Origin of the sequence: Pseudomonas mandelii, assembly GCF_900106065.1 — a bacterium.
GTDB lineage: Bacteria > Pseudomonadota > Gammaproteobacteria > Pseudomonadales > Pseudomonadaceae > Aquipseudomonas > Aquipseudomonas mandelii.
In genome coordinates this window covers 2,152,985-2,172,246 of sequence record NZ_LT629796.1, presented here as the reverse complement: position 1 = coordinate 2,172,246, position 19,262 = coordinate 2,152,985, and the positions used below count along the sequence as shown (strand labels likewise).

Sequence of the window (19,262 nt, the reverse complement as noted above, 5' to 3'; positions counted from 1 at the left end):
ATCAGCCTACAGTGTGGCTATAGACACGCAATATCTTGCGAAACAATAAAATTAGCGAAAACGCTAACCACGCTCAATAATCTCTGAATCAGTACAATACGTTTGGGTGCCTAAACGATGAACAGGAATGATTTTTCGGTTGAAAGCTCTAATGCATTTAGCATAGTTATAGTCAATTACAAGACGCCTGAAATCACCAAGATATGTTTAGATTTATTGCGCCAGCATGTGCTCAACAACAGCGTCCAAATATGGGTGGTTGACAACTATTCCGCCGATGAAAGCACCGATTATCTGAGGACATTAGATTGGATCAACTTGATTGAACGTTCTGTCTCTGAACCAGAGGCAGGCCATATCGCCCATGGCAAAGCACTTGACGTGGTTTTGCAGCGAGTTGAAACCGACTACTTATTCCTGATGCATACCGACACATTTGTTTTCGATAAAAATATTTTTCCGATGATGCTGAATAGGTGCTTAAAAAACCCAAAGGTAGCAGCCGTAGGTTGTGTAGAACAAATAAATCGGGGTACCACCAGAACGCTTTGGCGCTTTAGCTCGCGACTATTCAAACACCATTTCCGACGACTGAAAACTTCTATCGGCTTGCGCTCCAGAGAACCAAAACCTTACAGAGAAGTTTACTTGAAAAGTTTTTGTACATTGTGGAACTGTAAACTTATCAAACAGCACGGCCTGCATTTTTCGATGGATGATCGTGTGCCTGGTTATACCCTCCAGGACCGTATGACCGAGCTTGGCTATGCAGTAGAGACGATATCGCCGCGTAAAATCTTTAGCTACTTGGATCACATCCAGGGGGGGACTGTTGCAGCGGCTGGCGGCTATGAAACGACGCACAGACGAACCAAAATGTACAATAGCATCCTTAAACGCCTAGCCAAGAGTGACAGCAAACCCTAAGGTACGCAGATACGCAGCAGCAATTCGTTCGGATTTGTTGCCCTACAGGTTTTATGATGATTTATTGGAGCGGTAATGGAACCCTTTATTCAAACACTTCCGATGACCCTCTCCCCGGAACTCGATTTCGACCAGAACGCAGCCAGCGCTATTGGTCACTCATTGGCCAATCAATATATTCAGGCTACGCCATTTCCACACATTGTTATCGACAATTTTTTACAAGAATACTTGATTGCGAGTATCTGCTCAAATTTTCCAGTCGAACCAACCAATAACGAAATGCTCTACGAGCGCGGCTACAAAGGTCAACGAAAACGTCAAATTAGCCCCAACGAATGCGGCGCTCATTTGAAGAATATTTTTAACGCGTTTAATTCGGCACCCATGTTGCTATTTCTTGAAAAGCTAACAGGCATTGACGGCTTGATACCTGATCCCTACTTTAGCGGAGGCGGGCTGCATGAGACGAAGAGCGGTGGTTTCCTTGGGGTGCACTCTGACTTCAGGCTCAACAAAAAGCTTAATATTGAACGTAGGCTAAATGTCATAATTTATCTGAATGAAAGCTGGCAAGAGGAATACGGTGGCAACCTGGAGCTTTGGGATGTCAATATGAAGACCTGCCTTAAAAAAATTTTGCCCATATACAATCGCTGTGTCATCTTCAATACAGACAAAGACAGTAATCACGGGCACCCGGAACCTTTAACGACTCCAGAGCACATCACGCGCAGATCCATAGCGCTTTATTACTACACCGCAGGAACGATGGTCATGGATCCTGCACAAAGAAACAAAACGCACTATAAGCCAAGACCCAAAGATCGTTTAAGCCTCAAGTACTATATAAGTAAACTAATTAAGAAAAAAAATTAAACTGTCTCGTCGCAGGATATCTCAGTCATTAGATGTTTTTTGATCTCTACGCATGAGTAGTTAAGGTGAGAGTAATTCTGTTGAGAGGTATGCGTCCGGGCATCACGCCTTGCGTGATTAAACCGGCTGCCACCTATGCGGCAGCAACTGATCGACTTCACTCGCCCGCTGCGTCAGAAGGCGCGTGAGGACGTCCTTCAAATAAGCATACGGATCATGCCTGTTGAGCCGCGCTGACTGGATGAAGCTCATGATCGCCGCCGCCCGTTTGCCGCTGCGCAGCGAACCTGCAAAGAGCCAGTTTTTGCGACCGAACGCCCACGGTCGGATTTGTTTCTCGGCCCAATTATTGTCAATGGGTACGGCCCCGTCACTGAGGTATCGCGACAAAGCTGCCACACGTCGCAGGCCCACTGGCGGACAAGCCACATATGCGCCTTGTCCAGCCCCGCCAGTTCTAGGCGCCAGGCGAGGTCGGCGCTAATCGCGGCGCGGCAGTGCAGCACGTTGGACAGTTGCACCCTGGAATAACCAAGGTGTTAGGCTTGGGCGGTAACGGTCATTTTGATTTTGGGTAGCACGTCTTCGCGCAGCCCTCTCCTGGGTGGGTAGGATTATGCATAGTCATCTGTCGTTCGCCTGACAGTTGTAGTCGAATTAATCGACCAGCTCCATGTTGGTACCGATGCAATTAGGTGGTCAAGTGGAGCGCAATTACGCACTCTGTGGCTTTTCGGAGAGACTCGCGCTATTCAGACAATAGGATGACATCCGAAAGGCCCTTATTGAAGGTCATCTATTGTGTGAGCTGGGTAGGTTTTTCTCATCTTATCTGTGACTTCTACTTTCGTGAGTCAAAGAAAAAATGAATTTATCCCCGTGTTTGCGGGTAGGCTTGAGTCATCTATTTTGAGACCCTACAGCTGACTGCTAATTGAAAAAGGCCAACGCTCAGCGTTGGCCTTTTTTTATACCTTCAAAGATGATCGCAGAGCCAAACACATCGCAAATCGCAGGCATAAAAAAACCGGCTATATCAGCCGGTTTTTTTGCGCCCGAAAAAAACTTATGCACCATTTCCGGAGTTTTATGAGTTTAAGAAATATATATATAAATCATAAAGATACGCTCATAAAACGTTAGTTTTCGGTAAAACGGTACACAGGTTATCCACAGAATCTCAGACAGCCACTTGATCGTTGGCCGAGGGGGCGGCTGGGGCGGCTGGCAGCGAACCCATTTCCCGCTGCATCTGCTCGTTCCAGCTCTGCACACGGTCATTCAGATCGGCAATGGCGCGCGGCCCACTGCCTACGGCGTACATTGGCTCGCCAATGATCACGGTGATGACGCCTTGCTTCTTCGCCCAACCGGTTTTCGGCCAGAACTTGCCGGCATTGTGCGCAATCGGCAGGACTGGAAGTGCGGCATTGACCGCCAATGCGGTGCCACCGCGTGAGAACTTGCCGATGGTGCCATAAGGAACGCGAGTCCCTTCGGGGAAGATCAGCACCCAGACGCCATCCTTCAGCAATTCATGTCCCTTCTTCGCCACATGCTTGAGCGCAGCTTTCGGATTGTCGCGGTCGATAGCGATCGGTCGCAACATGGCCATGGCCCAGCCGAAGAATGGCACGAACAGCAATGAGCGCTTGAGCACTTGGCTCAATGGCTCGAAGTAGGCAGAGAGAAAGAAGGTCTCCCAGGTGCTCTGGTGGTTCGACTGAATCACGCAGGGCTGGTCAGGCACGTTCTCGGCGCCCCTTACTTCGTAGCTGATGCCCAGAAAGACTTTGCTCAGCCACAAGGCGCAACGGCACCAGTACACATTGATGAAGCGATACCGCGCCTTGAACGGCAGAAACGGCGCGATTAAAAAGCTCAGGCTGCACCAAAGCAAGGAGCTGGTGCCCAGCAGCAGGTAAAAGAGGAAGGTTCTGATGGCCTGCAGTATCGACATGGCGACATTTACCGTTGCGGGCACTGCCCGCCTATTCAAGCGCACTCCCGATCAATCCTTGGTCAGGAACAATCGAAGCACTCTAATTGTGGATAAGTTCTGCGGCAATCGCCGCAAGATCGTCAAAAATCAAGGTGCCCACCGGCAGGGTCTTGCCCAGAGTCTTTTCGCCTTTCCCGGTCTTTACCAAAACTGGTTGAGAGTCGACGGCTTTGGCGGCTTCCAGGTCACCAAGGGTATCGCCGACGAACCATAGATGAGTCAGCGATACGTTGTAATGAGCGGCGATGGTTTTCAACATCCCGGGTTTTGGCTTGCGGCAATCGCAGCCGTCGTCCGGCCCGTGCGGGCAGTAGACAATCAGCCCGACCTCGCCGCCCTGCTCCGCCACCAACGAGCGCAAGCGCTCGTGCATAGCGTCCAGGGTTGCGATGTCGTAATAGCCGCGAGCGATGCCTGACTGGTTGGTAGCCACCGCCACCGTCCAGCCGGCCTTGCTCAACTGCGCGATGGCTTCGATCGAACCGGGGAGCGGAATCCACTCCTCCACCGACTTGATGTAAGCGTCGGAGTCGTAATTGATCACCCCGTCCCGATCGAGAATCAGCAGTTTCAACAGCAGTCCCTCAGCCCAGCATCGAAATGTCGGCAACGCCGAGGAACAGTCCACGCAGGCGCGCCAGCAATGCGTAACGGTTGGCGCGGACCTTGGCGTCTTCAGCGTTGACCATCACGGCCTCGAAGAACGCATCCACCGGCTCGCGCAAGGCAGCCAGACGGGCCAGCGATTCGCTGTACTGACGGGCAGCGGCCATCGGCTGTACAGCCTGGTCAGCCTGCTGGATCGCCGAGTACAGGGAGAACTCGTTGGCGTTGTCGAAATACTTGGCTTCCACGACCGAAGGAATGGAGCCTTCGACCTTGCTCAGCAAGTTCGAAACGCGTTTGTTCACCGCGGCCAGGGCTGCGGCTTCCGGCAATTTGCGGAACGCTTCCACGGCTTGTACGCGCTGATCGAAGTCCAGGGCAGAACCCGGTTTCAGGGCACGGACCGACAGGTAAGTCCCGACATCCACGCCTTCGTCTTCGTAACGGGCACGCAGACGGTCGAAGATGAACTCCAGCACCGAATCGTTCAGGCCGGCAGCCTTGACCTTGGTCCCGAACGCATTCACGGCGAATGCCACGGCGTCGTTCAGGTCGAGGTCGAGTTTCTTGTCGATCAGGATGCGCAACACGCCGAGTGCTGCACGACGCAGGGCGTACGGGTCTTTGCTGCCGGTTGGCAGCATGCCGATGCCGAAGATACCGACCAGGGTATCGAGCTTGTCGGCGATGGCCACGGCCGCACCGGTCAGGGTGGTCGGCAGTTCAGCACCGGCACCGCGCGGCATGTACTGCTCGTTCAGGGCCAGTGCGACTTCTTCCGGCTCGCCGTCGTTGAGGGCGTAGTAGTAACCGGCGACGCCTTGCATCTCCGGGAACTCACCGACCATCTCGGTCGCCAGATCGCACTTGGACAGCAGGCCGGCACGGGAAGCCCAGGCTGCGTTGCCGCCAATGCGTTGCGCGATGAACGCGGCCAGTTTGGAAACGCGCTCGGCCTTGTCGTAGACGCTGCCGAGTTTTTCCTGGAACACCACGTTCTGCAGGCGCAGGTTGAAGTCTTCGAGTTTCTGCTTCTTGTCTTGCTTGAAGAAGAACTCGGCGTCGGTCAGGCGTGGACGAACCACTTTCTCGTTACCGGCGATGATCTGTTGCGGGTCTTTGCTTTCGATGTTGGCCACAGTGATGAAACGTGGCAGCAACTTGCCGTCGGCATCCAGCAGGCAGAAGTACTTCTGGTTGTCCTGCATGGTGGTGATCAGGGCTTCTTGTGGCACGTCGAGGAAACGTTCCTCGAACGAGCACACCAGCGGCACCGGCCATTCGACCAGCGCGGTCACTTCGTCGAGCAAGGCTGGAGGAACGATGGCAGTACCTTCCTGCATCGTCGCCAGCTCTTCGGTGCGTTTGCTGATCAGCTCGCGACGCTCGTTGGCATCGGCCAGTACGTAGGCGGCACGCAGGTCGCTCAGGTAATTGGCCGGCGAAGTGATACGCACGCTTTCCGGGTGATGGAAGCGGTGACCACGGGAATCACGACCGGACTTCTGGGCGAGGATCGTGCAATCGATGACCTGGTCACCGAGCAGCATTACCAGCCATTGGGTCGGACGAACGAATTCTTCCTTGCGAGCACCCCAGCGCATGCGCTTGGGGATCGGCAGGTCGTTCAGCGAATCTTCAACGATGGTCGGCAGCAGGCTCGCAGTCGGCTTGCCGGCGATGCTTTGGCTGTAACGCAGTTTCGGGCCGCTTTGATCGATTTCGCTCAGGTCGACGCCGCATTTCTTGGCGAAGCCCAGTGCTGCTTGAGTCGGGTTGCCTTCGGCATCGAACGCGGCCTGACGTGGCGGGCCGTCGAGGTTGATGCTGCGATCCGGCTGCTGAGTCGCCAGCGAGGTGATCAGCACAGCCAGACGACGTGGTGCGGCGTAGACGGTTTTGGTCTCGTAGTTCAGGCCCGCGGCTTGCAGGCCCTTGTCGATACCGGCCAGAAACGCGTCGGCCAGGGTGTTCAGGGCTTTGGGTGGCAGTTCTTCGGTGCCCAGTTCAACCAGAAAATCTTGAGCACTCATTGTGCAGCCTCCAGCTTGGCCAGTACTTCGTCACGCAGGTCCGGGGTCGCCATCGGGAAGCCCAGCTTGGCGCGAGCCAGCAGGTAGGCTTGCGCAACGGAACGCGCCAGGGTGCGCACACGCAGAATGTATTGCTGACGCGCGGTCACCGAGATCGCCCGGCGCGCATCCAGCAGGTTGAAGGTATGGGAGGCCTTCAACACCATTTCGTAGCTCGGCAATGGCAGCGGCTGGTCGAGTTCGATCAGGCGCTTGGCTTCGCTTTCGTAGAAGTCGAACAGTTCGAACAGCTTCTCGACGTTGGCGTGTTCGAAGTTGTAGGTCGACTGCTCGACTTCGTTCTGGTGGAACACGTCGCCGTAAGTCACTTTACCGAACGGACCGTCAGCCCAGACCAGGTCGTAGACCGAGTCCACGCCTTGCAGGTACATGGCCAGACGTTCCAGACCGTAAGTGATCTCGCCGGTCACCGGGTAGCACTCGATGCCGCCCGCTTGCTGGAAGTAAGTGAACTGCGTCACTTCCATGCCGTTCAGCCAGACTTCCCAGCCCAGACCCCAGGCGCCCAGTGTCGGCGATTCCCAGTTGTCTTCGACGAAGCGAATGTCGTGGACCAACGGGTCCAGGCCGACGTGCTTGAGGGAGCCCAGGTACAGTTCCTGGAAGTTGTCCGGGTTCGGCTTCAGGACTACCTGGAACTGGTAGTAGTGCTGCAGACGATTCGGGTTTTCGCCGTAGCGGCCGTCAGTCGGGCGACGACTGGGCTGCACATAAGCGGCGTTCCAGGTTTCCGGGCCAATGGCGCGCAGGAATGTAGCGGTGTGGAAAGTGCCGGCGCCTACTTCCATATCGTAGGGCTGAAGTACCACACAACCTTGCTCGGCCCAGTATTGCTGGAGGGCGAGGATCAAGTCTTGGAAGGTACGCACGGCTGGCGTAGGCTGGCTCACGAAATTCACCTGTTTCTTGGGCTGCGATTTAAAGAGCGGGAGTATACCCGATTCGGTCCTGCGCACGCCCCCTGGAGCCTTATGCCACGCTGCTTTTGGTGTTCCGAAGATCCGCTGTACATGGCTTATCACGATCAGGAGTGGGGCACGCCGCTACGCGATGCGCAGGGTTTGTTCGAGTTGCTTTTGCTCGAAGGGTTCCAGGCCGGCCTTTCCTGGATCACCGTGCTGCGAAAACGTGAGCGATATCGCGAGGTGTTGTTCGGCTTCGACGTACAACGGGTGGCGCAGATGAGCGACGCGGAAATCGATGAATTGATGCTCGATCCGGGCATTATTCGCAATCGCCTCAAACTCAACGCCGCCCGACGCAACGCCCAGGCCTGGCTGGCGCTGGAGGACCCGGTAACGTTTCTCTGGTCCTTCGTCGGCGGCACGCCTGTGATCAATCATTTCAAGGATCGCACCGAAGTGCCGGCGGTCACGCCGACGGCGGTGGAGATGAGCAAAGGCTTGAAAAAGGCCGGCTTCACGTTCGTCGGTCCGACCATTTGCTACGCACTGATGCAGGCCTCGGGCATGGTCATGGACCACACGCAAGACTGCGACCGCTACGCTCAGCTTGCCAACGGCGGTTAGAATGGCCGCCTCGCGCACCGCACAAGATCAGGAGTGACCTGTGGATAAGTTTAAAGGCGCCTTGCTGGTAGGCGCTCTGCGGCTGTTTGCCCTGCTCCCGTGGCGGGCAGTGCAAGCCGTGGGCTCGGCCATTGGCTGGGTCATGTGGAAAACACCCAACCGTTCCCGCGATGTGGTGCGGATCAACCTCGCCAAGTGCTTCCCCGAAATGGACCCGGCTGAACGCGAGCGTCTGGTCGGCCAGAGCCTGAAAGACATCGGCAAGTCACTGACCGAAAGCGCTTGCGCCTGGATCTGGCCGGCTCAGCGTTCGATCGATCTGGTGCGTGAAGTCGAAGGGCTCGATGTGTTGAAGGACGCCCTCGCCTCCGGCAAGGGCGTGGTCGGCATCACCAGCCACCTGGGTAATTGGGAAGTGTTGAACCACTTCTATTGCAACCAGTGCAAACCGATCATTTTCTACCGACCGCCGAAACTGAAAGCGGTGGATGATCTGCTGCGCAAACAGCGGGTGCAATTGGGTAACCGCGTGGCCGCTTCCACCAAGGAAGGCATCCTCAGCGTCATCAAGGAAGTGCGCAAAGGTGGTGCAGTGGGTATTCCCGCTGACCCGGAACCAGCCGAATCCGCTGGGATATTCGTACCTTTTTTCGCCACCCAGGCGCTGACCAGCAAGTTCGTACCGAACATGCTCGCCGGCGGTAAAGCGGTCGGCGTGTTCTTGCATGCCCTGCGCCTGCCGGACGGTTCAGGTTACAAAGTGATCCTGGAAGCCGCGCCCGAAGCCATGTACAGCACCGATACCGAAACGTCGTGCGCAGCCATGAGCCAGGTGGTCGAGCGGTATGTGCGGGCCTATCCGAGCCAGTACATGTGGAGCATGAAGCGCTTCAAGAAGCGGCCACCCGGTGAAGAGCGTTGGTATTGAGTTGATTGGCATGATCTGTGGATAACTTGTAGGAGCAAGGCTTGCCCGCGAAAGCGATATAGCATCCAGCATCAATGTTGAATGTAATGACCTCTTCGCGGGCAAGCCTCGCTCCCACAGGGGGCAGGTTATCCACAACGGTTCATACAAGGGCGCAAAAGATGTCCGAGCACCGCAAATCGTTTCGCATCAAGATCACTCACGAAAGCTTCGGCGAATGCCTCGGTCAGACACGTAACCTGTCGGCCACGGGTGTCTACGTCAAGCATCCCGGTTTGTCGTCGTTGCCTAAAGGCGCGGTGGTTTTTGGACAGGTGCAGGGCTTGCCCACCGGTGCGCCACGCGTGCGCATGGAAGTGGTGCTGGTCGACGCCGATGGCATCGGCCTGCGTTACCTCTGATCAGTGCGCCTGACGCTCAAGCTTCTTCAGAAACACCGTCATCTCCTTCTCTGCCTGCTTGTCGCCATGCGCACGGGCGGCTTCCAGGCCCTGCTCCCACGCCTGACGCGCAGCTGGAAAGTCGGCCAGTGCCAGATGGGCCTTGCCTAAGAGCTTCCAGGCGGCCGAATACTTTGGATCGAACTCGACGCAACGCTGGAAATGCTCGGCGGCCTTGGCGTTTTCCCCAAGATCCAGATATCCCTTGCCCAGGCCGAAGCGCAGCAATGAGTTATCCACACCCTTGGCGAGCATTTTTTCCAGGGATTCGAGCATGGGGGGTTCCTTGTTGAGGTGTGTCAGGCGTTGATCTGTTTTAGTGAGGCCGCCTTCGCGAGCAGGCTCGCTCCCACAATTTATCTTCAGTGAACACGAATTTGGTGTGCGGCGAAAACCCCACTGTGGGAGCGAGCCTGCTCGCGAAGAGGCCCGCGCAGACGCCAAAAATGCTTGATCAGAAGAAGCTGAGCCCCACATGGAACAGCTTCTCCACATCCCGAATATGCTTTTTATCCATAAGGAACAAAATCACATGGTCGCCCGCCGCGATCACCGTGTTGTCATGCGCAATGATCACTTCCTCATCACGAATGATCGCGCCAATCGTCGTCCCCGGCGGCAAACCGATGTTCTGGATCGCCTTGCCAATCACCTTGCTCGATTTTTCATCACCATGGGCAATCGCCTCGATGGCCTCCGCCGCGCCGCGGCGCAATGAGTGCACGCTGACGATATCGCCGCGTCGCACGTGGGCCAGCAGCGTGCCGATGGTTGCCAGTTGCGGGCTGATGGCGATGTCGATATCGCCGCCCTGGATCAAGTCCACGTAAGCCGGATTGTTGATGATCGTCATCACCTTCTTCGCACCCAGGCGCTTTGCCAGCAGCGAGGACATGATGTTGGCTTCGTCATCGTTGGTCAGGGCCAGGAAGATGTCTGCGTCGGCAATGTTCTCTTCCATCAGCAAGTCGCGGTCGGAAGCACTGCCCTGCAACACCACGGTGCTGTCGAGGGTGTCCGAGAGATGGCGGCAGCGGGCCGGGTTCATCTCGATGATCTTCACTTGGTAGCGGCTTTCGATCGCCTCGGCCAGGCGCTCACCGATCTGCCCGCCACCGGCAATGACGATGCGCTTGTAGGTTTCATCCAGACGGCGCATTTCACTCATCACCGCGCGGATATTTGCCTTGGCGGCAATGAAAAACACTTCGTCATCCGCCTCGATCACCGTATCGCCCTGGGGCAGGATCGGCCGATCGCGGCGGAAAATCGCTGCAACCCGGGTTTCAACATTGGGCATGTGTTCCCGCAACTGGCGCAGTTGCTGGCCCACCAACGGTCCGCCGTAGTAGGCCTTCACCGCCACCAGTTGCGCTTTGCCTTCGGCGAAGTCGATCACCTGCAACGCGCCCGGATGCTGGATCAGGCGCTTGATGTAATTGGTGACAACCTGTTCCGGGCTGATCAGCACGTCAACCGGAATTGCTTCGTTATCGAACAGCTCGGAGCGCGTCAGGTACGCGGCTTCGCGGACCCGGGCGATCTTGGTCGGGGTATGGAACAGGGTGTGGGCGACCTGACAGGCCACCATGTTGGTTTCGTCGCTGTTGGTTACTGCCACCAGCATGTCGGCATCGTCCGCGCCGGCCTGACGCAGCACCGTCGGCAACGAGCCGCGGCCCTGCACGGTACGGATGTCCAGGCGATCGCCGAGGTCGCGCAGGCGTTCGCCGTCGGTGTCGACCACGGTAATGTCGTTGGCCTCGCTGGCCAGATGTTCTGCCAGCGAACCGCCGACCTGGCCTGCGCCGAGGATGATGATTTTCATCCAGTCACTCCCTTATAAACCGGTTAACCGCGCGCGGCGGCGATCTTGATCAGCTTGGCGTAGTAGAACCCGTCGTGGCCGCCTTCCTGGGCCAGCAACTGGCGACCGTGAGGTTGCTTGATACCGGCCGCCGTGGCGAGGTCCAGTTCACGCGCACCCGGCGTGCGAGCGAGGAAGGCTTCGATGACTTCAGTGTTCTCGGTCGGCAGCGTGGAGCAGGTGGCGTAAAGCAGAATCCCGCCGACTTCCAGAGTTATCCACATGGCGTCCAGCAGCTCGCCCTGAAGCACCGCGAGTGCAGCGATGTCATCCGGTTGGCGAGTCAGCTTGATGTCGGGGTGACGTCGGATCACGCCAGTCGCCGAGCATGGCGCATCCAGCAAAATGCGCTGGAAGGGTTTGCCGTCCCACCAGGTCGCCGTGTCGCGGCCGTCGGCGGCGATCAGCTCGGCGCTCAGGCCCAGGCGTGTGAGGTTCTCGCGCACGCGCACCAGACGCTTGGCTTCCAGATCCACGGCCACGACGCCCGCCAGTTTTGGCTCGGCTTCGAGGATGTGGCAGGTCTTGCCGCCCGGTGCGCAGCAGGCATCCAGTACCCGTTGGCCCGGCGCGAGGTCGAGCAGGTCGGCGGCCAATTGCGCCGCTTCGTCCTGCACGCTGATCCAGCCTTCGGCGAAGCCTGGCAGGCTGCGCACGTCGGCGGCAGCTTCGAGAATGATGCCGTCCTGACTGTAGACGCACGGCGTAGCGGCGATGCCGGCCTCAGTCAGCAGCCCAAGGTAAGCGTCGCGGGCGTGATGGCGGCGGTTGACCCGCAGAATCATCGGAGGATGCGCATTGTTCGCCGCGCAAATGGCTTCCCATTGCTCAGGCCAGAATGCCTTGAGGGATTTTTGCAGCCAGCGCGGGTGGGCGGTGCGCACCACCGGGTCGTGTTCCAGCTCGGCCAGCAACGCTTCGCTTTCACGCTGGGCGCGGCGCAGCACGGCGTTGAGCAAGGCCTTGGCCCATGGCTTTTTCAGCTTGTCGGCGCAACCGACGGTTTCGCCGATGGCGGCGTGGGCCGGGACGCGGGTGTAGAGCAGTTGATAGAGGCCGACCAGCAGCAGCGCCTCGACATCGGCGTCCGCTGCCTTGAACGGCTTCTGCAGCAGCTTGGCCGCCAACGCCGACAAACGTGGTTGCCAGCGCGCCGTGCCGAAGGCCAGGTCCTGGGTGAAGCCGCGATCACGGTCTTCAACCTTGTCCATTTGTGTCGGCAGCGAACTGTTGAGTGAGGCTTTTCCGTTAAGAACAGCGGCAAGTGCCTTGGCGGCGGCCAGACGTGGATTCATTGAGCGTCCGCCGCTTGACCGAGGACGGTGCCGACGGCGAATTTCTCACGACGGCTGTTGAACAAGTCGCTGAAGTTCAGCGCCTTGCCCCCGGGCAATTGCAGACGGGTCAGACACAGCGCTTGCTCACCGCAGGCGACGATCAAGCCGTCCTTGCTGGCGCTGAGGATTTGCCCCGGTGCGCCCTGCCCCTCGGCGAGGCTCGCGGCCAGCACTTTCAACGCTTCGCCGTTCAGCGTGCTGTGGGTGATCGGCCACGGGTTGAACGCGCGGACCAGGCGTTCCAGCTCAACCGCCGGACGGCTCCAGTCGATGCGTGCTTCGTCTTTGTTCAATTTGTGAGCATACGTTGCATGACTGTCATCCTGCACTTCGCCTTCCAGCGTTCCGGCGGCGAGGCCGGCAATCGCCTGGATCACGGCCGGTGGGCCCATTTCGGCGAGACGGTCGTGGAGGCTGCCGCCCGTGTCTTCGGCGGTGATCGGCGTGGTGACTTTCAGCAGCATCGGCCCGGTGTCGAGGCCCAGTTCCATGCGCATCACGGTCACGCCGCTTTCACTGTCGCCTGCTTCGACCGCACGCTGGATCGGCGCCGCCCCGCGCCAGCGTGGCAGCAATGAAGCGTGGCTGTTGATGCAACCCAGGCGCGGAATATCCAGCACCGCTTGCGGCAGGATCAAGCCATAGGCGACCACCACCAGCAAGTCCGGCTTGAGTGCGGCCAGTTCAGCCTGGGCGTCTTCGTTGCGCAGCGTTGGCGGTTGCAACACCGGGATGTTGTTTTCCAGTGCGAGTTGCTTGACCGGGCTTGGCATCAGCTTTTGCCCACGGCCCGCCGGACGGTCCGGCTGGGTGTAAACCGCGACGACTTCGTAAGGGCTGGCGAGCAGGGCCTTGAGGTGTTCGGCGGCGAATTCCGGGGTGCCGGCAAAGACGATGCGCAGTGGCTCAGTCATGGGAGCAATCTCTGAAAAGAAAAAGGCTTGCCGCAGCAAGCCTTTGAAAGAAGGGCATCAAGCGTTCTGGCGATGGAGCTTTTCCAGTTTCTTCTTGATTCGGTCGCGTTTGAGGTTCGACAGGTAGTCGACGAACAATTTGCCGTTGAGGTGGTCGCATTCGTGCTGGATGCACACGGCGAGCAGGCCTTCGGCAATCAGTTCGTAAGGCTTGCCGTCGCGGTCCAGGGCCTTGACCTTGACCTTCTGCGGGCGATCGACGTTTTCGTAGAAGCCCGGCACCGAGAGGCAGCCTTCCTGGTATTGCTCCATCTCGTCGGTCAGCGGTTCGAACTCGGGGTTGATGAACACCCGTGGTTCGCTGCGGTCTTCGGAGAGGTCCATCACGACGATACGTTTGTGCACGTTGACCTGGGTCGCGGCGAGGCCGATGCCTGGCGCTTCATACATTGTTTCAAACATGTCATCGACCAACTGACGCACTTCGTCGTCCACTACGGCCACAGGTTTGGCGATAGTGCGCAGGCGCGAGTCGGGAAATTCGAGGATGTCTAAAATGGCCATAAGCTTAATTGCTGCACGTGTGAGGTAAAGTCGGGTCGATGGCCTGGCAGGTCCGAAGATGCAGGCTACCGTTGTGAAGCGTAGCTCCTTTTCTTTTATCAAAGAGTCAGGAGCGAGCCACGAGGGCTCTGGCGTTTCACGCGAACGCACATAATAAAGGGATTCACCGCATGAGGAAATCACTACTCGCCTTGCTCCTTCTGGCCTCGGCCGGTTTGGCGCACGGGCAAGTGCAACTCAAGGAAGGTTTTCCACAGCAATACACCGTGGTGACGGGTGACACTCTCTGGGACATTTCCGGAAAATTCCTCCGGGAGCCGTGGAAGTGGCCGGAACTGTGGCAAGCCAATCCTCAGATCGAAAACCCTAATCTCATCTATCCCGGCGACTCGCTGTCGCTGGTCTATGTCAACGGCCAGCCCCGCCTGACCCTCAATCGCGGGGCTTCGCGCGGCACCATCAAGCTCTCGCCTCGGGTGCGCAGCTCGCCGGTGGCCGATGCGATCCCGAGCATTCCGCTGCAATCGATCAACAGCTTTTTGCTGAGCAACCGCATCGTCGACAAGGTCGAGGACTTCGACAAGGCGCCTTATATCGTCGCCGGCGATGCCGAACGCGTGCTCAGTGGCACCGGTGACCGCATTTTCGCCCGTGGCCATTTCGACCCGAACCAGCCGGTCTACGGCATCTTCCGCCAGGGCAAGGTCTACACCGATCCCGATAGCAAAGAGTTTTTGGGGATCAATGCTGATGACATCGGCGGTGGCGAGATTGTGGCCACCGAGGGCGACGTCGCCACCCTGGCACTGCAACGCACGACTCAAGAAGTGCGTCTCGGCGACCGTTTGTTCAGCGGTGAAGAACGATCCATCAACTCGACCTTCATGCCCAGTGCGCCAAAAACCGAGATCAATGGCTTGATCATCGATGTGCCGCGCGGGGTTACCCAGATTGGCGCGCTGGATGTGGTTACCCTGAACAAAGGTCAGCGTGATGGCCTGGCCGAAGGCAACGTGCTGGTGGTGATGAAAACCGGTGAAACCGTACGCGACCGGATCACTGGCCAGCCACTGAAAATCCCCGATGAGCGTGCCGGTTTGCTGATGGTGTTCCGCACTTACGACAAGCTCAGTTACGGGCTGGTACTCAACGCATCGCGCTCTCTGGCGGTGATGGATAAGGTGCGAAATCCGTAAGCAGGCTCCACAAGTTACCAACAGAGTTATCCACAGCTTATTCCCGTTTGAACGGGGCTCATAACGATCAAGGATGATCCATGTCGCTGTCTGCCGTCACACCGGTTTCCCCTGCGGAACTGGAAGCTCGTTTACGTCTGCACCGATTGCCAGAACTCGGCCCGGCGCGTTTCAAGAAATTGCTCGAAGCCTTCGGCTCGGCGTCCAAAGCCATCAGCGCGCCCGCCAGCGCCTGGCGTTCGCTGGGCTTGCCGCTGGCGTGCGCCGAGGCACGGCGCGTCAATGAAGTACGCGATGGCGCGGCCCACGCATTGGCCTGGCTAGAGCGCCCGGGCCAGCATTTATTGATGTGGGACCAGCCTGAGTACCCGGCGCTGCTGGCGGAAATCAGCGATGCGCCGCCGCTGTTATTTGTGGCAGGCGATCCCGACATTCTGGAAAAACCGCAATTGGCGATGGTCGGCAGTCGGCGCGCCTCGCGACCGGGCATGGACACTGCGGCGGCGTTTTCGCGCAGCCTGGCCGGCGCCGGTTTCGTCATCACCAGCGGTCTGGCGCTAGGCATCGATGCCGCCGCGCATCAAGCCGCGCTGGACGTGGGCGGGCGAACGGTCGGGGTCCTTGGCACGGGACTTGAAAAGTTTTATCCACAGCGCAATCGGCGGCTGGCGGACGCCATGATCGCCTCGGGCAGTGCAGTGCTTTCCGAGTTCCCGCTGGATGCCGGCCCCAGCGCCGGAAATTTCCCCCGGCGCAACCGGATCATCAGCGGTTTATCCCTCGGGGTGCTGGTGGTCGAAGCGAGTGTCGCCAGCGGTTCATTGATAACGGCGAGGCTGGCGGCGGAGCAAGGACGCGAGGTGTATGCGATTCCAGGGTCGATCCACCACCCTGGCGCCAAGGGTTGTCATCAGCTGATCCGTGACGGTGCGGAATTGGTGGAAACCACCGAGCATATCCTCGAAGCCTTGCGCGGCTGGCAACGGTTGCCGTTGTCCACAGAGACGCTGCAAGCACCCACTCATCCACTGCTCCTGTTGCTTCACGCCGCGCCCCACACCAGCGAAGCGTTGTCGGTCAGCAGTGGCTGGGCCTTGTCCAAAGTGCTGGCAGCGTTGACGGAGCTGGAAATGGACGGCCGGGCGGTGTGCGAAAGCGGGCGCTGGTTTGCGCGGGTGAGCTAGGTTTTATAAGGAAGATCGGTAAACTGCGCAGAGCCTTATTCCGGAGAGTTTTTCATGGTCAACAGTTGGCGCGTGCAACAAGCCGCACAAGCCGTTCGCGCAGGGGCAGTAATTGCCTATCCAACCGAAGCGGTCTGGGGCCTGGGTTGCGATCCGTGGGATGAAGAAGCGGTCTATCGTCTGTTGATGATCAAGGGCCGGTCTGTGGAAAAGGGCCTGATTCTGGTAGCCGACAATATTCGTCAGTTCGACTTCCTGTTCGAAGACTTCCCGGAACTGTGGATGGACCGCATGGCCAGCACTTGGCCGGGGCCGAATACCTGGCTGGTGCCGCATCAGAATCTGTTGCCGCAGTGGATTACCGGCGTGCATGAAACCGTAGCGCTGCGCGTCAGCGACCACCCGCTGGTGCGGGATCTGTGCGCGGTGGTCGGGCCGCTGGTGTCGACCTCGGCTAACCCTCAGGGTCGGCCAGCGGCGCGGACGCGAATTCGCGTCGAGCAGTATTTCCGCGGGCAAGTGGACTACGTCTTGGGCGGGAATCTGGGTGGGCGCAAGAATCCGAGCGTGATTCGCGATGTCGCGACCGGGAACGTCATTCGCCCGGATTAATCCCGCAGTAACACCTGTGGCGAGGGAGCTTGCTCCCGCTGGACTGCGCAGCAGTCCCGTTCTTTTAAAGATATGAGGGGCCGCTTCGCGGCCCAGCGGGAGCAAGCTCCCTCGCCACAGTTTGATGTTAAGGCAGCAGAACAGTCGAGCCAGTCGTACGCCGCGCCGACAACTCGGTCTGCGCCTTCGCCGCCTCAGCCAACGGATACTTCTGGCTGACGTCCACCTTAAGTTTGCCGCTGATGATCAACTCGAACAGCTCATCGGCCATGCGCTGCAGGTTTTCTGCGTTATTGGCGTAGGTCGCCAGCGTCGGCCGGGTCACGTACAACGAGCCCTTCGCCGCCAAAATCCCCAGGTTCACCCCGTCCACTGCGCCGGACGCATTGCCGAAGCTCACCACCAGGCCCCGTGGTGACACGCTATCGAGCGACGTTAGCCAGGTGTCCTTGCCGACGCCGTCGTACACCACCGGGACTTTTTTGCCGTCAGTCAATTCCAGCACCCGTTGTGCGACGTTTTCGTGGCTGTAATCGATAGTCGCCCATGCGCCGTTGGCTTTGGCCAGTGCGGCTTTCTCCGGCGAGCTGACCGTGCCGATCAACTTCACCCCCAAGGCCTTCGCCCATTGGCAGGCCAAGGATCCGACACCGCCCGCGGCGGCATGGAACAGGATGGTTTCGCCACCCTTGAGTTCATACGTCTGACGCAGCAGGTATTGCACGGTCAGGCCCTTGAGCATCACACCGGCGGCCTGTTCAAAACTGATGGCGTCCGGCAAGTGCACCAGGTTGGCCTCCGGCAATACGTGAACCTCGCTGTAGGCGCCCAACGGGCCGCTGCCGTATGCCACACGATCGCCGACCTTGAACCGGGTCACTTCGCTGCCCACCGCCTCGACCACGCCCGCACCTTCCGAGCCCAGGCCCGATGGCAGGGCGGGCAACGGATAGAGACCACTGCGGTAGTAAGTGTCGATGAAGTTCAGGCCGATGGCCTTGTTGACCACGCGAACCTGCTGCGGGCCGGGCTCGGCGGGTTGATAGTCGACATACTCGAGCACTTCGGGGCCGCCATGGGCGCGGAACTGGATACGCTTTGCCATCAGAACTCTCCTTAGGTCATTTGCGAAGCTCCCTATCGGACTCCTAAGCTTGACCTTCGTCAACTGCGGCAGGCCCATCTGCGATGTTATGCTACGCGCCCATTTGCGCCGGCCCCTGCTCCGATGGAGCGCCGCGTAGTTTTGCCCGATTCAAGGTGATGACATGACGACCCGCACCGAGGCCGTAAAAGCCTACCTGCTCGACCTGCAAGACCGGATTTGCGCAGCCCTTGAAGCCGAAGACGGCGACACGGCATTCGTCGAAGACGCCTGGACCCGGCCTGCCGGCGGTGGCGGTCGCACGCGTGTGATCGAAAACGGCGCGGTCATCGAAAAGGGTGGAGTCAACTTTTCCCACGTCTTTGGCAGCGGGCTCCCACCCTCCGCCAGCGCCCATCGCCCGGAACTGGCCGGCCGTGGTTTCGAAGCCCTGGGCGTGTCGCTGGTGATTCACCCGCACAACCCGCAGGTGCCGACTTCCCACGCCAACGTGCGCTTTTTCATTGCTGAAAAAGAAGGTGAAGAACCGGTCTGGTGGTTCGGCGGCGGTTTCGACCTGACCCCTTATTACGGTAACGAAGAAGACTGCGTGCACTGGCACCGCGTCGCCGAACAGGCCTGTGCGCCGTTCGGCCCGGACGTCTATCCGCGCTACAAGGCCTGGTGCGACAGCTATTTCCACATCAAGCATCGCCACGAGCCACGGGGCATCGGCGGTCTGTTTTTTGATGACTTGAACGAGTGGGACTTCGACACCAGCTTCGCCTTCATGCGCGCCATCGGTGACGCCTTCATCGAGGCCTACCTGCCGATCGTGCAGCGCCGCAAGAACGATGCGTTCACCGCCAAACAGCGTGAATTCCAGGAATTTCGCCGTGGCCGCTACGTCGAGTTCAACCTGGTCTACGACCGTGGCACGCTGTTCGGCCTGCAATCGGGTGGGCGCACCGAGTCGATCCTCATGTCCCTGCCCCCGCAAGTCCGCTGGGGCTACGACTGGAAAGCCGAGCCGGGCAGCGAAGAAGCTCGCCTGACCGACTATTTCCTGCAAGACCGCGATTGGTTGGCCAAGGCCTGAA

19 protein-coding genes and 1 pseudogene are annotated in these 19,262 nt (G+C 58.6%); 9 read left to right on the top strand and 11 right to left on the bottom strand.

Features of this window, described 5'->3' with window-relative positions; genetic code table 11:
• Nucleotides 1–117: 117 nt before the first annotated feature.
• Together BLU63_RS09790 and BLU63_RS09785 are read left to right on the top strand one after the other, a co-directional pair.
• Nucleotides 118–927, top strand: a complete 810-nt coding sequence (locus BLU63_RS09790; protein ID WP_083375365.1) for a glycosyltransferase — start codon at nucleotides 118–120, stop codon at nucleotides 925–927.
• Between the two features lie 75 nt (nucleotides 928–1,002).
• Complete coding sequence (locus tag BLU63_RS09785) at nucleotides 1,003–1,806, top strand: 2OG-Fe(II) oxygenase (protein WP_083375364.1); 804 nt, start codon at nucleotides 1,003–1,005, stop codon at nucleotides 1,804–1,806.
• A 117-nt stretch (nucleotides 1,807–1,923) separates the two neighbouring features.
• Here the strand turns inward: BLU63_RS09785 and BLU63_RS09780 are convergent.
• The 5 genes and pseudogenes from BLU63_RS09780 to glyQ form a co-directional block, all read right to left on the bottom strand.
• Nucleotides 1,924–2,214 (bottom strand): annotated as a pseudogene (locus BLU63_RS09780) (transposase domain-containing protein); the annotation flags it as partial.
• A 772-nt stretch (nucleotides 2,215–2,986) separates the two neighbouring features.
• Nucleotides 2,987–3,766, bottom strand: coding sequence for a lysophospholipid acyltransferase family protein (locus BLU63_RS09770; protein WP_010465499.1), 780 nt, complete (start codon nucleotides 3,764–3,766; stop codon nucleotides 2,987–2,989).
• 82 nt (nucleotides 3,767–3,848) lie between these two features.
• Entirely contained in the window at nucleotides 3,849–4,388 is a 540-nt protein-coding gene (gene gmhB / locus BLU63_RS09765; protein WP_167362290.1) for a D-glycero-beta-D-manno-heptose 1,7-bisphosphate 7-phosphatase, read from the bottom strand.
• Between the two features lie 4 nt (nucleotides 4,389–4,392).
• Nucleotides 4,393–6,447: a glycine--tRNA ligase subunit beta gene (glyS, locus tag BLU63_RS09760; RefSeq protein ID WP_010465502.1), complete on the bottom strand. Its 2,055-nt coding sequence runs from the start codon at nucleotides 6,445–6,447 to the stop codon at nucleotides 4,393–4,395.
• Nucleotides 6,444–7,397 (bottom strand): glycine--tRNA ligase subunit alpha, encoded by a 954-nt coding sequence (gene glyQ, locus BLU63_RS09755; protein WP_003213601.1) that lies wholly within the window; start codon nucleotides 7,395–7,397, stop codon nucleotides 6,444–6,446. The genes glyS and glyQ overlap by 4 nt, the downstream gene beginning before the upstream one ends.
• A gap of 81 nt (nucleotides 7,398–7,478) precedes the next feature.
• On the opposite strand from glyQ, the gene tag reads away from it, so the two are divergent.
• The 3 genes from tag (at nucleotide 7,479) to BLU63_RS09740 (ending at nucleotide 9,365) form a co-directional block, all read left to right on the top strand.
• Nucleotides 7,479–8,036, top strand: coding sequence for a DNA-3-methyladenine glycosylase I (gene tag / locus BLU63_RS09750; protein WP_010465505.1), 558 nt, complete (start codon nucleotides 7,479–7,481; stop codon nucleotides 8,034–8,036).
• 40 nt (nucleotides 8,037–8,076) lie between these two features.
• The gene (locus BLU63_RS09745) at nucleotides 8,077–8,964 is read left to right on the top strand and encodes a lysophospholipid acyltransferase (RefSeq protein ID WP_010465508.1); all 888 of its coding nucleotides are present in this window, start codon (nucleotides 8,077–8,079) and stop codon (nucleotides 8,962–8,964) included.
• A gap of 161 nt (nucleotides 8,965–9,125) precedes the next feature.
• Nucleotides 9,126–9,365 carry a PilZ domain-containing protein gene (locus BLU63_RS09740; protein WP_010465510.1) on the top strand — a complete coding sequence of 80 codons (240 nt, stop codon included), beginning with the start codon at nucleotides 9,126–9,128 and terminating at the stop codon, nucleotides 9,363–9,365.
• Here the strand turns inward: BLU63_RS09740 and BLU63_RS09735 are convergent, their stop codons facing one another.
• From BLU63_RS09735 to def, 5 genes are all read right to left on the bottom strand, one after another.
• Nucleotides 9,366–9,680 carry a tetratricopeptide repeat protein gene (locus BLU63_RS09735; RefSeq protein WP_010465512.1) on the bottom strand — a complete coding sequence of 105 codons (315 nt, stop codon included), beginning with the start codon at nucleotides 9,678–9,680 and terminating at the stop codon, nucleotides 9,366–9,368.
• A gap of 178 nt (nucleotides 9,681–9,858) precedes the next feature.
• Nucleotides 9,859–11,232, bottom strand: a complete 1,374-nt coding sequence (gene trkA, locus BLU63_RS09730; protein ID WP_083375363.1) for a Trk system potassium transporter TrkA — start codon at nucleotides 11,230–11,232, stop codon at nucleotides 9,859–9,861.
• Nucleotides 11,233–11,255: 23 nt separating this feature from the next.
• On the bottom strand, nucleotides 11,256–12,566 hold the full coding sequence (gene rsmB / locus BLU63_RS09725; protein ID WP_083375362.1) for a 16S rRNA (cytosine(967)-C(5))-methyltransferase RsmB: 1,311 nt from the start codon (nucleotides 12,564–12,566) through the stop codon (nucleotides 11,256–11,258).
• A complete protein-coding gene (fmt, locus tag BLU63_RS09720) occupies nucleotides 12,563–13,522 on the bottom strand; it encodes a methionyl-tRNA formyltransferase (protein ID WP_083375361.1) in 960 nt (319 codons plus the stop codon). The genes rsmB and fmt overlap by 4 nt, the downstream gene beginning before the upstream one ends.
• Nucleotides 13,523–13,579: 57 nt before the next feature.
• Nucleotides 13,580–14,086, bottom strand: a complete 507-nt coding sequence (def, locus tag BLU63_RS09715; RefSeq protein ID WP_010465519.1) for a peptide deformylase — start codon at nucleotides 14,084–14,086, stop codon at nucleotides 13,580–13,582.
• Between the two features lie 170 nt (nucleotides 14,087–14,256).
• On the opposite strand from def, the gene BLU63_RS09710 reads away from it, so the two are divergent.
• The 3 genes from BLU63_RS09710 (at nucleotide 14,257) to BLU63_RS09700 (ending at nucleotide 17,078) form a co-directional block, all read left to right on the top strand.
• A complete protein-coding gene (locus BLU63_RS09710) occupies nucleotides 14,257–15,282 on the top strand; it encodes a LysM peptidoglycan-binding domain-containing protein (RefSeq protein WP_010465521.1) in 1,026 nt (341 codons plus the stop codon).
• A gap of 80 nt (nucleotides 15,283–15,362) precedes the next feature.
• Nucleotides 15,363–16,466: a DNA-processing protein DprA gene (gene dprA, locus BLU63_RS09705; RefSeq protein ID WP_083375360.1), complete on the top strand. Its 1,104-nt coding sequence runs from the start codon at nucleotides 15,363–15,365 to the stop codon at nucleotides 16,464–16,466.
• A gap of 54 nt (nucleotides 16,467–16,520) precedes the next feature.
• A complete protein-coding gene (locus BLU63_RS09700) occupies nucleotides 16,521–17,078 on the top strand; it encodes an L-threonylcarbamoyladenylate synthase (protein WP_010465525.1) in 558 nt (185 codons plus the stop codon).
• 127 nt (nucleotides 17,079–17,205) lie between these two features.
• Here BLU63_RS09700 and BLU63_RS09695 read toward each other — a convergent pair whose 3' ends face one another.
• Complete coding sequence (locus BLU63_RS09695; RefSeq protein ID WP_083375359.1) at nucleotides 17,206–18,183, bottom strand: NADPH:quinone reductase; 978 nt, start codon at nucleotides 18,181–18,183, stop codon at nucleotides 17,206–17,208.
• 163 nt (nucleotides 18,184–18,346) lie between these two features.
• Between BLU63_RS09695 and hemF the strand changes: the two genes are divergently transcribed.
• Complete coding sequence (hemF, locus tag BLU63_RS09690) at nucleotides 18,347–19,261, top strand: oxygen-dependent coproporphyrinogen oxidase (protein WP_083375358.1); 915 nt, start codon at nucleotides 18,347–18,349, stop codon at nucleotides 19,259–19,261.
• Nucleotide 19,262 lies beyond the last annotated feature (1 nt).